The sequence below is a fragment of the Polaromonas sp. CG_9.5 genome (assembly GCF_035984465.1).
In the GTDB taxonomy this organism is placed as follows: Bacteria; Pseudomonadota; Gammaproteobacteria; order Burkholderiales; family Burkholderiaceae_C; genus Polaromonas.
Window position 1 is genome coordinate 1 of record NZ_JAXCHR010000024.1, and the last position, 15,321, is coordinate 15,321.

Annotated in this window: 15 protein-coding genes; 2 read left to right on the forward strand and 13 right to left on the reverse strand. The window is 62.8% G+C overall.

Annotation, left to right across the window (positions count from 1 at the left end; all coding sequences use genetic code 11):
* Positions 1-314: 314 nt before the first annotated feature.
* From RCH06_RS15170 to gspG, 13 genes are all read right to left on the reverse strand, one after another.
* The gene (locus tag RCH06_RS15170) at positions 315-1,241 is read right to left on the reverse strand and encodes a universal stress protein (RefSeq protein WP_327082302.1); all 927 of its coding nucleotides are present in this window, start codon (positions 1,239-1,241) and stop codon (positions 315-317) included.
* A gap of 82 nt (positions 1,242-1,323) precedes the next feature.
* Positions 1,324-1,725 (reverse strand): GreA/GreB family elongation factor, encoded by a 402-nt coding sequence (locus tag RCH06_RS15175; RefSeq protein ID WP_327082303.1) that lies wholly within the window; start codon positions 1,723-1,725, stop codon positions 1,324-1,326.
* A gap of 388 nt (positions 1,726-2,113) precedes the next feature.
* Positions 2,114-3,352, reverse strand: a complete 1,239-nt coding sequence (gspF, locus tag RCH06_RS15180) for a type II secretion system inner membrane protein GspF (RefSeq protein WP_327082304.1) — start codon at positions 3,350-3,352, stop codon at positions 2,114-2,116.
* A 214-nt stretch (positions 3,353-3,566) separates the two neighbouring features.
* Positions 3,567-4,976 carry a type II secretion system ATPase GspE gene (gspE, locus tag RCH06_RS15185; protein WP_327082305.1) on the reverse strand — a complete coding sequence of 470 codons (1,410 nt, stop codon included), beginning with the start codon at positions 4,974-4,976 and terminating at the stop codon, positions 3,567-3,569.
* 3 nt (positions 4,977-4,979) lie between these two features.
* Positions 4,980-7,172: a type II secretion system secretin GspD gene (gspD, locus tag RCH06_RS15190; RefSeq protein WP_327082306.1), complete on the reverse strand. Its 2,193-nt coding sequence runs from the start codon at positions 7,170-7,172 to the stop codon at positions 4,980-4,982.
* Between the two features lie 6 nt (positions 7,173-7,178).
* Positions 7,179-7,985: a type II secretion system protein N gene (gene gspN / locus RCH06_RS15195; RefSeq protein WP_327082307.1), complete on the reverse strand. Its 807-nt coding sequence runs from the start codon at positions 7,983-7,985 to the stop codon at positions 7,179-7,181.
* A 10-nt stretch (positions 7,986-7,995) separates the two neighbouring features.
* Entirely contained in the window at positions 7,996-8,496 is a 501-nt protein-coding gene (gspM, locus tag RCH06_RS15200; protein WP_327082308.1) for a type II secretion system protein GspM, read from the reverse strand.
* On the reverse strand, positions 8,493-9,728 hold the full coding sequence (gene gspL, locus RCH06_RS15205; protein ID WP_327082309.1) for a type II secretion system protein GspL: 1,236 nt from the start codon (positions 9,726-9,728) through the stop codon (positions 8,493-8,495). The genes gspM and gspL overlap by 4 nt, the downstream gene beginning before the upstream one ends.
* 8 nt (positions 9,729-9,736) lie before the next feature.
* Entirely contained in the window at positions 9,737-10,714 is a 978-nt protein-coding gene (gene gspK / locus RCH06_RS15210) for a type II secretion system minor pseudopilin GspK (RefSeq protein ID WP_327082310.1), read from the reverse strand.
* Positions 10,711-11,424 (reverse strand): PulJ/GspJ family protein, encoded by a 714-nt coding sequence (locus RCH06_RS15215; protein WP_327082311.1) that lies wholly within the window; start codon positions 11,422-11,424, stop codon positions 10,711-10,713. Before RCH06_RS15215 ends, gspK begins: the two co-directional genes overlap by 4 nt.
* Positions 11,424-11,804: a type II secretion system minor pseudopilin GspI gene (gene gspI / locus RCH06_RS15220; RefSeq protein WP_327082312.1), complete on the reverse strand. Its 381-nt coding sequence runs from the start codon at positions 11,802-11,804 to the stop codon at positions 11,424-11,426. Before gspI ends, RCH06_RS15215 begins: the two co-directional genes overlap by 1 nt.
* On the reverse strand, positions 11,801-12,349 hold the full coding sequence (locus RCH06_RS15225; protein ID WP_327082313.1) for a prepilin-type N-terminal cleavage/methylation domain-containing protein: 549 nt from the start codon (positions 12,347-12,349) through the stop codon (positions 11,801-11,803). Before RCH06_RS15225 ends, gspI begins: the two co-directional genes overlap by 4 nt.
* Positions 12,350-12,360: 11 nt before the next feature.
* Positions 12,361-12,810 (reverse strand): type II secretion system major pseudopilin GspG, encoded by a 450-nt coding sequence (gene gspG, locus RCH06_RS15230; RefSeq protein ID WP_327082314.1) that lies wholly within the window; start codon positions 12,808-12,810, stop codon positions 12,361-12,363.
* A 26-nt stretch (positions 12,811-12,836) separates the two neighbouring features.
* On the opposite strand from gspG, the gene RCH06_RS15235 reads away from it, so the two are divergent.
* Together RCH06_RS15235 and pilB are read left to right on the forward strand one after the other, a co-directional pair.
* Positions 12,837-13,289, forward strand: a complete 453-nt coding sequence (locus tag RCH06_RS15235) for a type II secretion system protein N (protein ID WP_327082315.1) — start codon at positions 12,837-12,839, stop codon at positions 13,287-13,289.
* Between the two features lie 224 nt (positions 13,290-13,513).
* Complete coding sequence (gene pilB / locus RCH06_RS15240; RefSeq protein WP_327082316.1) at positions 13,514-15,256, forward strand: type IV-A pilus assembly ATPase PilB; 1,743 nt, start codon at positions 13,514-13,516, stop codon at positions 15,254-15,256.
* Positions 15,257-15,321 lie beyond the last annotated feature (65 nt).

The window sequence follows — 15,321 nt, forward strand, 5'->3', positions numbered from 1 at the left end:
TTGAGGTCTACCGCAATTTGTTGCTCAACTACCACCCCTCGCCCGCTACTATTCAATGATCCCTGTGTTGCGCTTGGACTTGAAACTGCCCATACTGCATATGCGCAATCAGCTATTAATAAAGTAGCAAAATTGCTGGATTCCCCACTTTCGGCGGTTTCTCGTCAAACGGGTTCCGCTTTAATGCACGGAGGAGTGCAGAAGGGCAGGTAAATCGCCATGTCTTGGGTGTAGAGACCGCAAGGTCGAATCTTTTCACCCCCGCTGCACAGTCTCTACGCAGAGCAGTCAACATCTGCTCTCGCACCACATAGTCAGGCGGCTCTTTGCCTCACGATGGGCAGCTTGCCATGCCGGTAATTCAAATCGGCCTGCATGCGCGCTTTTCCGGCTGCGCGAGAGGATGCGCTGTACCCGTGAGGCACGACCAGCACGTCACTGTCTGCCGACTTGACCAGGCGTTGTGCGACGCTGCCCATCACCAAATCAGCCAGGGTTGAGCATTTTTCTTTGCCGACGACGATCAGGTCTGCGCCTGACGTTTTTTGCCGCACCAGGGTTTGGCGTGCAGGGTCGAAATCGCCATGCACCCAATCGACCCGGCTCAGCCGCGTGTCGAACGAGTCCGTCAGCGCGAATAGGCGGCCTCGCAAAATGCGATGCGTCTCTTGCGTGAAAGCCGTCTCTTTTTCAAAGCTTGTTTTTGTCAAAGAGGGAAGGGCATTGCTGAGGGTTCTGCGGGCATGAAAAAGTTCGAGCTGCGAATGGAGATCAAAACCACTGCCATAGCGCACCAGTGCCAGTGAGTTTGCGGTGAAATCGGTGGCGACGAGCAGGCTGTTGTAGTGTTTTGAAGCTGCCTGCTTGACGACCAGCACCGGACACTGGCAGCGCCGCAGCAACTGAGCCACCTCGGTGCCGCGCCACAGGCTGGCGAATGGGCGTTGAGGCCGCTCATCGACCACGAGCAGGTCAGCGCTGCCGGCTTCATTGACAATATCGCTGATCGAATTGCAGGGCCGGGTCACCGCCTCGACGGTGATGGCATGGCGGCGCGCCAGTTGCCGGGCACGCTGCGCAAGCCGTCCGCCCGGATTCAAAAAACCGTGGGTCGTAAATTCCGTGAAATACAGAACCCGCAATTTGGCCTGATGCGCTTCGGCGAGCCGCGCAGCGCGTTCAAGAGCGTGCTCGGCCTGGGTTGAAAAGTCTGTGATGGCGAGTATCGAATAGAGATGCATGGTGAATTCCTGGACAAGCTGGAGCCGGCCCGCAGCAGGCGCGCCGGGGCAATGGGGTGACGAACGCGGGCGCGTGCGTCGGCTAGGTGACGTAGTCGCCGCTGGCTTCGGGCTGGAACAGCATCGCCACGACCTCTGCCGCACAGGCGTCGCCGTGCGGTGTTTGCCAGCGGGCTACCGCGCCCACGCGCAAGCCCAGCAAGCTGGCGCCAACCGGCGACAGCACCGAGATGAAGCCAATGCCGGGTTCGGCGTCGCGGGGATAGCACAGCGTGAGCTTGTGCCGGTAGTGCGAAGCCAGATCGACGATTTCCACTTGTGAATACATCGTCACGACGTCCGGCGCAATTTCTGCGGATGCCACCAGGTCCGGGAACTGCCCGACGGTGGCAAGACCGACGGGCCAATGACCGCCGCCCAGCTTGTTGAGCCGGGCAAAGTCCAGTTCGGTCAGCGTGCGCTCACCGTCAATTTCAGCATGCATGAATGACTCCAACGAATGCGGCCGGTATCGCTCAACACGGCGGCCGCCAACGCGCGAGGCTTGTGGCCCGGCGATAGATGGATTGCGCTAAAGAAGGAAAGGGGTATCGCCGGGCTTAGGAATGTGCGGCCGGCTGCGCTGTCTGCGTTGCACAGGCCAGCTTGCTCGTCCGCACGACCGTACAAGCCGGCAAAGGCTGTGCAGCGAAGGAGTCAAAAGGGGTGAACGCGCGAATGTGCATCGGGCCATTCTATGGGTTCCCCGCTTTTGGGCAATGCCCCCACGGTATTTGCCAGATAGCTAATCAGCCTTGCCAGCCTTCTGTCCAGCGCTTGCTGACAGACTGAAACGACGCCATCAGCCGCGTCGCTCAATCCGGGCATAGCCGTTATTTCACCAGCTGATTGAGCTGGATGATGGGCAGCAGCACGGCCAGAACGATCAGCATGACGACCAGCCCCATGGCCACGATCAGCAGCGGCTCCAGCAACGTAGCCAGTTGCATGGCGCGGCGCTGCACTTCGGTGCCCAGCTGGCGCGCGGCGCGGTCCAGCATCACCGGCAATTGGCCGGTTTGTTCGCCCAGGCGGGCAAACATGCTGAGAAGTCCTGGAAAACGCTTTTTATGTGCCAGTGCGGACGCCAGCGGCGTGCCTTCCCGCACCAGCACCAGCGCATCAAGCGCATCGGCGCGCATGGCGCGGTTGGACAGCGTGTCGGCGGCTGCCTGCAGGGCCTTGAGAATGGGCACGCCAGCGCCCGCCAGCATGGCCAGCGTGCCGGCAAAACGGGCTGCGTTGTAACCGCGTGCCAGCTTGCCCAAAATCGGCAAATTCAGCCACATACCATCAAATTTTTCACGAAAAGAGGCTCTTGTCCATGCCAGACGGAAGCAGCCAGCTATTGAAATAAGAGCAACCAGCATCAGCCAGCCCTGGTTGCGGACAAAGTCTGCCAGGCCCAGCATGATGACCGTCAAAACAGGCAAGGCGCGTTTGCTGCCGGCAAACACCTGCGCCACCTGCGGCACCACATAGCCAAGCAGGAACATCACGATGACGATGGCGACCAGCGTCACGATGGCCGGATAAAGCGCCGCGCCCACGAGTTGCGCCTTGAGTTCCTGGCTTTGCTCCAGGTCGTCCGCCAGTCGCTCCAGCACCATGCCAAGATTGCCGCTGTGCTCGCCTGCGCCAATCACGGCGCAATAAGTCGCGGAAAACTCGCGCGGATGCTGCGCCAGCGCCGTGGCAAAAGCAGTCCCGCCGTTGACTTCAGAACGCAGGCCGGCGACCAGATGGCGCTGCGGCAGGCTTTCGGATTCTTCGGCCAGTGCCGTCAGCGCGCGTTCCAGCGGCAGGCCGGAACTGACCAGTCCGGCAATCTGGCGCGTCCAGATCGCCAGCGCCGAGGCATTGAAGACACGCTTGTTCCAGAGTTGGGTGTTCCAGCCCGAGGCACTTGCCGGCTGGCCGTTTTTGGCCGCCGTGCCGACACTTTCTACCGTCAGTGGCACCAAGGCTTGCGCCCGCAGCATGCTCCGGGCCGAACGCGCGGTATCGGCTTCGATAATGCCTTTGCGGGTGGCGCCGTCGGCGGTCAGGGCTTCGAATGAATAGGCGGGCATGGAGGCTCTCGTTAAACGTTCAGCAGGCCAGGCGCAGAGCCACCGAGTCCAGCCGGAGCAGCGCAGCGCGCGTTGTGAAATGCCTAGGGACGATGAAAATGCCCACCAGCGTTCCAACCCGGCAGGGGCCGCGGAGCTGGCTTTGCCAGGCCGCAGGCACAGCGGCCCCCCCGGGGGGCAGCGCAGCGCGCGTAGTGAAAAGCGTGGGGGCCATTCAATCGCGTGTCACGCGCACCAGTTCTTCACGTGTGGTGATACCGGCCTGCACCAGCCGCTCGCCGTCGTCGCGCATCAGCGTCATGCCGTTTTTGAGGGCTGCTTCGCGCAGGTCGGCTTCTGCTGCCTGATGATGGATTTGCGCCCGAATGGCGTCGTTGGTCGCCAGCAACTCGAACACGCCGGTGCGGCCCTGGTAGCCGGTCTGACCGCAGGTGGCGCAGCCCGCGCCCTGGCAATGAACGCAGACCTTGCGCACCAGCCGCTGCGCCAGCACGCCAAGCAGCGACGAACTGAGCAAAAACGGCTCGATGCCCATGTCGGTCAGGCGCGTGACAGCACTGGCGGCGTCGTTGGTGTGCAGCGTGGCCAGCACCAGGTGGCCGGTGAGGGACGCCTGAATGGCAATTTGCGCGGTCTCGAAGTCACGGATCTCGCCGATCATGATGACGTCAGGGTCCTGGCGCAGGATGGCGCGCAGGGCCTTGGCAAAGTCCAGGTCGATTTTTGCGTTGACCTGGGTCTGGCCGACGCCGGCCAGCTCGTACTCAATCGGGTCTTCCACGGTCATGATGTTCTGGCGGCGCGTGTCGAGCCGCTCCATGGCGGCGTACAGCGTGGTGGTTTTTCCCGAACCTGTCGGGCCGGTGACCAAAATGATGCCATGCGGCTGCGCCACCAAATGCTCAAATCGGCTCAGCACGTCGCCTTGCATGCCGACCGCTTCCAGGTTGAGCCGGTCGCCGCTCTTGTCGAGCAGACGCAGCACGGCGCGCTCACCGTGCGCGCTGGGCAGCGTGCTGACGCGCACGTCCACCGCACGGGTGCCGATGCGCAATGAAATGCGGCCGTCTTGCGGCAGGCGCTTTTCGGCAATGTCGAGTTCGGCCATGATCTTCAGCCGCGAAATCAGCGCCGCGTGCAGCGCCCGGTTCGGCTGCACCACGTTGCGCAGCGAGCCATCGACCCGAAAGCGCACGGCGGAATGGCGCTCGTAGGGCTCGATGTGGATGTCGCTGGCACCGTCGCGCACGGCCTGCGTCAGCAGCGCGTTGAGCATGCGGATGATGGGCGCGTCGTCGGACGTTTCCAGCAAGTCCTCGATCGCCGGCAGCGCCTGCATCATGCGCGACAGATCGACATCGCTTTCGACCTCGCTGATGACGGTGGCGGCGCTCGATTCGCTTTGCGAGTAGGCCGCGCTGATGCGCTGCTGGAGCAGCTCGGGGGCTTCGACACTGATATGGTGCACCTCGAATTTGCGCATCACTTCACTCACGCCGCTGGCCGTGCCCGGTGTGGCCAGATTGTTCAGCCACAGCGTCAGGTCACCGCCAAAGTCTTCAAGCAGCAACTGCTGGCTGCGTGCAAACGCATAGGGCAGGGGGTACTGGGCGGAGTGTTGCATGGCTTATCGTGCGCTTTTCATCGGGCTGGGGCTGTCCTGAAAGAGCTTTTGGGCGGGAAGTGCGGCTGCAGGCAGCAGGGGCTGCATGCCAGGCAGTGTGGGTAATACGGGCGATTCATTGACCGGCACCAGCGCGCTGTTCAGCGGCTGCGCCTGCTGCTGGGTGGTGCGCATCAGGTCGTAGCGATCCATCGAGAGTGTGTTGGTGGCCGCGCCGTCACGCACCACGACGGGCCGCAAAAACACCATCAGGTTGGTTTTTTTGCGGCTGCGGCTCTCGGACTTGAACAGGTTGCCGAACACCGGCACATCGCCCAGTCCGGGCACTTTTTCCTGGTTGCCCGCATATTCTTCTGACAGCAGCCCGCCGATGACGATGATGGCACCGTCTTCGACCAGCACATTGGACTCGATGGAGCGCTTGTTGGTGATCAAGCCGGTGGCTGAATTGACCGAGCCTGGCTGCACGCTGGAGACTTCCTGGAAAATCGCCATCTTGACGGTGCCGTTTTCGCTGATCTGCGGCTTGACACGCAAGGTCAGTCCCACGTCCTTGCGCTCAATCGTCTGGAACGGGTTGACGCTGCCGTTGCCGCCGCCGCTGCCGGTGTTGGTGAACTGGCCGGTGACAAACGGCACGTTCTGGCCGATGACGATCTTGGCTTCCTCGTTGTCCAGTGTCAGCAAGTTGGGCGTTGACAGGATGTTGCCCGCGCCGCTGGTCTGAAGAAAATTGGCCAGAAAGCCGAGGAAATACACGCCGTTGCTGCGCGCAGCCACGCCCAGGTTCAGGCCAGGGCCGGGGGTCAGGGGCGTGCCGCTGGCAGCCGCCACGGCGGACTGGATGATGTTCCTGCCGCTGGCGCCAAAGTTCGTACCCAGCAGGCCGATCAGGCTGTCGCCTTTGCCGCCGATGGGGCCTTGCCACTGGATGCCAAACTCAGCCGCCTTGTCGACGTTGACTTCGGCAATCAGGCTTTCGACATAGACCTGCGCGCGCCTGGCATCGAGCTTTTCGATGACAGCGCGCAGCTGCCGGTATTGAGGCTCCGAGGCGGTGATGATGAGCGAGTTGGTGGCCGGGTCGGCCTGAATCTGGCCGCCGGTTGACGGTGAGGCGCTGGGCGTGATGGGGGCGGTGGCGGCACTGTTCTGGCTGCTGCCGCCAGAGGCACCTGCCGAGTTCATGGCCGAGGCGTTGGCCATCAGCGGCGTGGCGGCACTGGTCGAGCTGCTGGGCGTTCCGCTCATGGCGGCGCGCAATACGGTGGCCAGTTTGGTGGCGTCGGCGTTTTTCAGGTACACCACGTAGATATTGCCGGCGTCGCCGTTGGGGCCGTTCAGCGTCGGCGTGTCCAGGCTTCGGAGCAGCGACTTGACCAGCTCCAGGCGCGCCCCGTTGGCGGCACGAACAATCAGCGAATTGCTGCGCGGCTCGGCGAGCACGGTGGTTTTGTAGCTCGCTTCCGCTACGGCCACGCCTGCAGTGGTGTTGTCGAGCAGCCGCGTGATCAGCGGCGCAATGTCGGTGACCGAGGCATAACGCACCGGAATCAGCTCCACGTCGGTGGCATTGGCCACGTCCAGTGCGGCAATGATGCGGCCCAGGCGGCTCAGGTTGTCGGCGTAGTCGGTAATCACCAGCGAGTTGTTGCCGGGGTTGACGTTGATGGTGTTGTTGGGGCTGATAAGCGGCCGCAGGATGGGCAGCAGGTTGTTGGCATTCTCGAAGTTGAGCTTGAAGATGGTGGTGGCAATTTGCCCGCCACTGACCGGCACATTGGTCGAGACAGCGCCGCCCTGCAGTTTGGCATCGGCCTCGGGTACGATTTTGTCCAGCCCGGCGGCGTTGACGACGGTAAAGCCCTGCAGCCGCAAGATGGACAAAAACTGGTTGTAGGCCACCGCCGGGCTCACGGCGCGTTCGGTTGTCAGCGTGATGGTGCCCTTGACGCGTGGGTCGACCACCACATTGCGCCCGGTCAGGGTGGCCATGGTGCGGGCCACGGCGTCAATGTTGGCGTTGACGAAGTTCAGCGTGATGGCTTCGCCACGCCGGGGTTCGCCGGCCGCAGTGCTCGCAGGGGTCTGGGCCTGCACATTTGAATAAAAAAGGCCTGTTGTACAGGCCAGCAGTGCGCAGCCAGCTATGGAAAAAATAGCGGATTGTCGGACTCGGAAGATTGGATGTGTCATGCGGAATTAACCCACTTTGATGATGGCCGTCGCGCCATTGCGCCGCCCAATGATGTTCAGGAGATTCGAAAGCGCATCGATGCTTTCGGGCGTCGCGCTGGCTTCGCCCTGAAAGCGCAGGCGCTGCCCGACCCACTGGCCCTGGCCGGTGAGTCGCAAACTGCCTTCAAGGGTGCTGAGTTCAAGCGTAGAGGCCGCCCCGCCCAGCAGCGTGAGGCGGTAGCTGCCCATCGGCCGCAAGGTGGACAGGCGGGATGACACCCGGCTGGCGTCGAGTTGCAGGCGGCCCGCCAGGCTGAGCCGTCCCTGCACCCACTGCACGGTAACCCCCTGGGTAGACGCCAGCAGCTCGCCTTGTACCTGCAGCGTGTTCCAGGGCGTGCCCAGGCCGACGAGCAGCCCGGCAGGCCAGTTTGACTGGCTGTCAGCCACCACCAGCCGCACGCCGCCCCAGCCCGCCGGGATGACCGTGAGCTGCATGGGCTGCTGCTGTGTGCAGCATTTGGCATTGAGTTGCATCGTCATGCCGTTCCAGGCCGGACGGATGCGCCAGGTGAGCGCGCCGGGCAGGGCGATGGCGTCCCGGCTGCCTTCGCCGCCCGAAAATTCCAGTTGTGCCGAACCTTGCCAGAAACTGCCGCGCGGCGCAGCCAGCACAACGTGCCCGCCGCTGGCTTGCTGTACCAATGCGGCCAGCCAGCGCGCCGGGGCAAATACCAGCAGCGCCAGCGTCAAGCCCACCAGCCCGCCCGTCAGCGCCCAGCGCCAGGGGGTAAGTGCGGAACGTGCAGCCGCCGATAGCGTGTGTTGCATGGGTGTCTTGTCAGCGGGTGGGCAGGCTCATCACCAGCACGCCGCTCCAGGTGGCGCTGCCTGATGTGGCGGCGCGCACCAGCCGGGCTTCCAGCGGGACTGAGCGGGCATTCAGCCGCGCCTGCGCCAGCCATTCAGCCAGTGCGTCCGCAGACGCGTCTTTCAGGGTAATCGTGGCGCGTTCACCGGACACACTCAATTGCGCGGTGGTGCCCAGCGATTGTTTGGCAGCGGCAGTCAGGGCGCGAACCGATTCGTCAGCCCCCAGCGCAGGCTGCTTTTGCAAGGCCTGCGCCTGCGTTTGCAGGGCCTGCATCTGCTGCAGTTGCGCGGTCAAAGCCTGGCTTTGCGCACCGGCCGTGCGCAGCGTGCGCAAGGAGGGGCCGATGCTCAATTGCCAGAGCAGCAGCCCCAGGATCAGCACGGTAGCCAGCCGGATCAGATTTTTCTCACGGCCCGGCAAGCTGATCCAGCGGGCGCGAATTGACTCCAGGGAAGTGGCCAGGCTCATGGACGGCGCTCCTCTTTCATCACCAGTGTGTCTGCTTCAAGGCGTGCGCTGTAGCCTTGTGGCTGAAGGCGTGAAGACACGCCGGTCAGTGCGGATGCTGCCGGGTCAAGCCCTTTGAGGCGCAGCTCGCCTGCTACGTATTCAATAGCTGCTGGTGCAGGTGTATCGGGCGCTGCAGCCTGAAACTGTGCCAACATGGTTTCCAGGTCGGCAGTCGAGGCGGCGCCATTACGCCGTTGCAGGTCGGCCAGCGCGCGGGCCATTTGCACCGGGGCGTCAACCACCACGCGCACGTCCGGGAAGGTGGCAATCAAGGTGCCCTGAATGGCGGCGCGCTGCGCTGCCAGTGCCGAGCGTTCTCTCCAGGCCCAGGCCTGCAGCCCCGCCAGGTTCACCACCACCAGCGCCACGGTGGCCCAGCGCGCGGCGCGCCAGCGCGGTGCCCGAAAAAAGGACGACACCAGCGCCGACAGGTGTTTGCGCGTGCGCGTGCTGCGGTTGTAGAGCAGGTCGAACTGCGCCATGTCCCAACCGGACTGCGCCGCTGCCAGCCATCGTTCTGGGGCCGTCTGCAAGGTGGCGCTGCGGTTGAAAAAGTGTTCGGCCAGCGCCGCCACGGCGGGTTCGGCCAGCACCACGGCTTCTTCGGGCCAGGCAATCAGCGCGACGGTGGCGACCGACAGGGGCAGCAAAGTCACGCCATCAGCCCCGACCAGCATCAGCTGGGCGTGATCAGGTGTGCCGATGACATGCAGCGAAGCGCTGCCAGCCGCATCGCCCGGGGGCGGCGCGAGCTCGGGCACGATGCGGGCAGCCGGCCTGCCGGCCTGCGTCAGCGCCTCAAGCCAGGCATGCAGCCAGGCCCGGTCGCAGGCGGCAACCCACACCGGCTCGTTCAGGAGTGGCTGAGGCTCTATGGCAAAGTGCAACTGGCTGGTGTCGTCCAGCAAGCGGTCTTCCAGCAGGCCGTCCAGCACGGCGCGAAGCCGTCCGGTGCTGCCTTCCTGAAACAGGCCGCCCTTGAGTGCGCCCCGGGGCAGCGCCAGCCGGTGCCACGACAGCCGGGACGCCGGCACCACGGCCACAATTTCTGTACCCGAGGGCGTGGGCAACAGGGCTAGGGGCGCTTCGACCGACTGCAGGGCGGTACGGCCGTCATTGCTCAACACGCCCGCGCAAAGCGTGGCCGCTGTCGGAAGCGCTTGCGAAAGGGTGACGATCAGAAGAGTCATGCTTGAATTCAGGGGCTGATTGTAGGGGGGCTGATGGGTGACGCTGAGGCGCCCCGGTCGCGCCACAAGGTCTTCACTTCCAGCCCGTCGCGCTGAACCACTGAATGTTCTTCAACGACGTTCTGGTCCAGCCGCAAGCGCCCCTGAACCTCAAAAAATCGCGAATTGACACTTTGCTGTGCCTCATTGAGTGGCACGGTCAGCTGGCCGATTTGCTCGGTCACTGCGGCCAGCGTGCGAAAGGGCACGGTCTGGCGGGCGCTGACCAGCCGCTGGGCCAGCGCCATGTCAAGCGACGGAATGCAGGCAAACAGCACCGTGACGCTGGCAGTGTTGAGGTTGACCGGCGTGCGCACCGGCAGCAGCGTGATGTAGGGCCGCAAAATGGCCAGGCTGGCGGGCGACAAGCCGAGCCAGACCAGTTGATCCACCCGCTGCGGCAGCAAGGGTGCCAACGACGCGGCGTCGTTTTCGGGGCGCGTGTCCAGCGCCTGGCGCAGGTTTTCAGCCAGCATAGTCAGTTCTGCGGGCGGCAGACCCAGTTGCTCGAACAGCTTGGCAAAAGCTTGCAGCGCAGGCTCGGACACCTTGCCGTTGTCCACCAGATTGGTCACGTTCAGGCGTGCCTGCAAATCGCTGATCAGGCCGGACAGGAAGGCTTGTGATGCACTGGTGTCGCTGTTTGCGGTATTGTTTTTGTCGGCGGCCAGAAAGGTTGACAGCCGGGCTTCTTCCAGCGGCACGGCCCACGGTTCGGACAGGGAATCGGGGCCGCCTGAACGGGCATCTTCGCGCAATATGAGCCGGCCCCAGTCGAGTGCGCCCGTGAGCACCCAGAGCGACTGCACCCGGGCGCGCTCGGCGGCTTCGACTTCCACGCTGCGCCATTGCTGCCACAGGGCCGCAGACGCCAGGCTGGCCACCAGTGCAACCGTCAGCATGGCCGTCAGCAGGGCCGCGCCGGTCTGGCGCAGGGGCCGGGTCATGACTTTGCACCTCCCAGAATGGGCCTGACCCAGTCGCGCGTAATGACGCCATTGATGGCTTCGCCAGCAGGCAAGGTCAGCACCAGCCGAATTCCGTCGGGCAAGGTGAGGTCAGCGGCGGCTGGTTTGTCGGACTTTTGGGCGGCTGCGGCGTTGTCGCTGGACAAGGGATTGGTCCAGGCATTGCCCCGGAAGTAAAAAACCTGCCACTGCTGAAGCGGTGTGATGCGCACTTCGTCTCTTTTTTCAGCATCGCCCGGGTTTTGTGCCCACTGGGCAGCACGCGCCCACGCCGCTTCCAGCTGGCCCCGGGAGAAATTAGGCGGCGACTGCCAGCGCAGCCACTGGTCTGTGCCGTCCACATTGCGCCGCGCCCAGGCCACGACCAGCGCACCACCGCCGGGCTGCAGGGTGTTGCGGCGGATGATGCGCAGCCCGCGCCCGTCCCAGTCCAGCGTCGGTGTCTGCGGCAACTGCATCAAGGCGTCCAGGTCGGCGGCCCACTGTGTCAGCCCGGCTTGCAGCGTCAGCACCGCATCGGCCCGCTGCTGAATCTGCGACTGCGCGCGCACCATGCCGTCCAGCCCGCGCCAGCTCAGCCCGGCCATCAGCGCCATCGCGGCCAGCGCGACCAATAGCTCAATCAGCGTAAAGCCGCGCACCCGTGCCGGAAAAGGTGCTGCATGCGAAGCGACCTGCGGCGACGTCATCAGAACCTTCCCACGACCGTCGACAACGCCAAAATTCGCGCCTCGCCATCGAACACCTGGGCTTCGACGCGCAAGAAATTCGGGTTGGGGGTGGGTTGCACCCAGAGCCGCACGGCCAGGCTGCGCCCGGCTTCCTCACAGACGGTGGTGTTGTCTCCGACCGCAGGCATTTGCCGGATCAGGCGAACATTGACCAGTGCATTTTCAGCACACAAATGGGCCAGCAGCACGTCGGACTGGCGTTCGGAATTACGCGTCAACGAGGCGGTTGCCCGTACGCCGGCAGCCAGCGCAACGGCCACGATGCCCAGCGCCACCAGCACTTCGATCAGCGTAAAACCACGGGTGACCCCGCGTTGGGGCGGGCAGCGGCGCATCATGGCGGGCCGGCTGTTGCCGCCCCCGTGGCCGACACAGAAAAGGGCCGCACTCCGTCGGTCACCAGTGTCAAGCTGCGCGATGGATCAGAGGTGGACACGAGGCGGATTTGTTGCGGCCCGATCACCGGCTCCGGCCCCAGCACCACGACGCCCGTGCCTGCCGCCTGCACGTCGGGCCCAAGCCAGCGGGTGGGAAATGCCGAATCGGACGGCATGCCCTCAAATAAAAAACCGTTGGCGGTGGGCCGCCAGCGCACCGGGCTGCCTGTCATGCGCGACTGCGCCCGGGCCGATTCCAGCAAGACCGACAACCGCTGCGCTTCACGTTCCAGCGCCGTGCCTGAGTTGTCGCGCAGCGCCAAGCCCACACCGGCCGTCGCAATGGCCATGATGGCCACCACAATCAGCAATTCGATGAGCGTGAAGCCACCGCTGCGGAGGGTTCGGGGCGGTGTCGTCAGCCTGCGTAATGCCTGGCTGTTCGTGAGAGGGTGATTGGGCGGCTGGAGACGCGCACCCGGCGCTGTGAGGAAGCGGGGAGGCAATAGTTCTACCTCTAGTCCCAACTGCCGACATCCGCATTTTTACCTTCGCCGCCCGGCTGTCCGTCGGCACCGAAAGACATGACGTCAATCTCGCCCTTGACGCCCGGGTTCAGGTACTGATAAGGACGGCCCCACGGGTCGTTGGGAAGTTTGTCCAGGTAGGATTTCCAGTTGGAGGCCACCGGGCCGGTGGTGGGCTTTGTCAGCAGGGCTTGCAAACCTTGCTCGGCGGTTGGATAACGCTGGTTGTCCAGACGGTAGAGCTTGAGCGCCTGCATCAGGTTGTTGACGTCGGTTTTGGCAGCGGTCGCGCGGGCATCGTCTGCACGGTCCAGCACGTTGGGAACGATCAGCGCGGCCAGCACGCCAATGATCACGAGCACCACCATCAGTTCGATCAAAGTGAAACCGGCTGACAGGCGCCTGCGGATGGACGGAAGAGAAAAAGTTCGTGGGTTCATATGGTCGCTTCAATGATAATCCTGCCATGCAGACAGATGCCTATCGCCTATGGTCTACCAGGATTGTGACATTCACCGTGTCCGGCCTGGCCGTGGCCAGTGCGGTTTATTGGGGACTCAAGGGCTGGAGTCCGGTTGCGCCTTCCACGGCGCAAGCGGTGATGCTCGTGCAGGCCTCGCTTGTGACGCCGCAGGCCGTTGCCCGTGCGCTGGGAGGCGGGTTGGTGCAAGCCCAGTTAACGGCCAAAGCCCCGCCTGCGGTTAGCCGCTATGTACTGGTCGGCGTGTTGGCAAAGCGGTCTCAAGCCGGTGCGGCCCTGATTTCGATTGATGGTCAGGACGCCAAGCCAGTTCGGGTGGGTGGCCTGGTGGACGAAGGCGTGACGCTGCAGTCAGTGACCGGACGCCGCGCCGTGCTGACTTCAGGAAATGGAAGCACCTCAAGCTTCACGCTGGAGTTGCCGCCGCTGGAAAAATGATGCTATTTAAACGATAGCTCCCTAAGCCCGCTGTCAAAGCGCAAACGCTTTAAATCGTCTATTTAATCAACCTGCAGTGTGTTTGACGCGCCTGCTCCGGTGGTTGATGCGGCTGATTTATTTTGGCTTGGCAGCAACGCTTGTGGCTCTACCAGCATGTTTCCCGATTTACACGGGGTAATCAATAAGCGATGATCCCTGCTTTAAGCCCCACCTAGAGAGCCATGCCCGCTACTGATACCGCCACCAAAAATCCCGCTATTGTTCCCACGGTGTTGCCGGGTCTGGGCCGGGCGCTGATTGCTGCTGGCAAATTGGGGCAACGGGCTGCAGAAGAAATCTTCAGCAAGGCAAAAAGCAGCCGCACCAGTTTCATCGCCGAGTTGACGGGTTCGGGCGCAGTCTCTGCGTTCGATCTGGCGCATCTCATGTCTACCGCTTTTGCCGCGCCCCTGCTTGACCTGGACGCCATCGACGTTCAGCGTTTGCCCAAGGGCTTTCTGGATGCCAAGACGTGCCAGACCTACCGCATTGTTGTGCTGAGCAAGCGCAATAACCGGTTGATGGTGGCAACTGCTGATCCTACGGATCAAGAGGCGACAGAAAAAATAAAGTTTTCTGCCCAGCTGGGCGTGGACTGGGTGATTGCTGAATACGACAAGCTCTCCCGGATGGTCGACGCTTCCAGCGCGACTGCCTCAGAAGCGCTTGAAAGCATCGTCGGCGGCGATTTTGAATTCGATGAAGATGTCGCGGATGCCGACGCCACGGCAGACAGCGAAAGCACTGCGTCCGAGGTCGAAGATGCGCCGGTGGTCAAGTTCCTGCAAAAAATGCTGATTGACGCCTTCAACATGCGAGCCTCTGATTTGCACTTTGAGCCTTTCGAGCATACCTATCGGGTGCGGTTCCGGGTGGACGGAGAGTTGCGTGAGATTGCTTCACCCCCTGTGGCCATCAAGGAAAAGCTGGCTGCGCGCATCAAGGTGATTTCCAAGCTGGATATTTCCGAAAAACGGGTGCCGCAGGACGGCAAGATGAAACTCAAGATCGGCCCTGACCGGGTGATTGACTTTCGGGTCAGCACCTTGCCCACCATGTTTGGCGAAAAGATCGTCATTCGTATTCTTGACCCGAGCAGCGCCAAGCTGGGTATTGATGCGCTGGGTTACGAACCCGAAGAAAAGGTGCGCTTGCTCGAAGCCATCAGTCGGCCTTACGGCATGGTGCTGGTGACCGGGCCGACAGGTTCAGGCAAGACCGTGTCGCTGTACACCTGCCTGAACATTCTCAATACCGCAGGCGTCAATATTTCCACTGCCGAAGACCCGGCCGAAATTACCTTGCCTGGCGTCAACCAGGTCAGCATGAACGACAAGGCCGGAATGACTTTTCCGGTCGCGCTGAAGGCTTTCTTGCGGCAGGATCCGGACATCATCATGGTGGGCGAAATCCGTGACGTCGAAACGGCGGATATTGCCATCAAGGCCGCGCAGACCGGACACCTGGTCTTGTCCACGCTGCACACCAATGACGCGCCCACGACGCTGACGCGAATGCGAAACATGGGCATTGCGCCCTTCAACATTGCGTCCAGCGTTATCTTGATTACTGCCCAGCGGCTGGCGCGCCGCCTGTGCCCGCATTGCAAGACGCCGGTCGATATTCCACGCGAGACTTTGCTGCAGGCAGGTTTCCTCGAAGACGATGTGGACGGCTCGTGGTCGCCCTTTCATCCGGTCGGCTGCGCCAAATGCAATAACGGCTACAAAGGCCGTGTAGGTATTTACCAGGTCATGCCAATCACCGAAGAAATCCAGCGCATTGTCCTGCGCGACGGCAGTGCGCTGGAGGTGGCCGCCCAAGCGCAAACCGAAGGTGTCAGAAGTCTGCGTCAATCCGGTTTGCATAAAGTTAAACTGGGAATGACTTCGCTGGAAGAGGTTTTGGGCTGCACCAATGCGTAATTTGAAACGCGGCAGCAACCAGAAACTGGCGTTTGACGACAGCGGCAAGACGGTCCAAAAGCCGT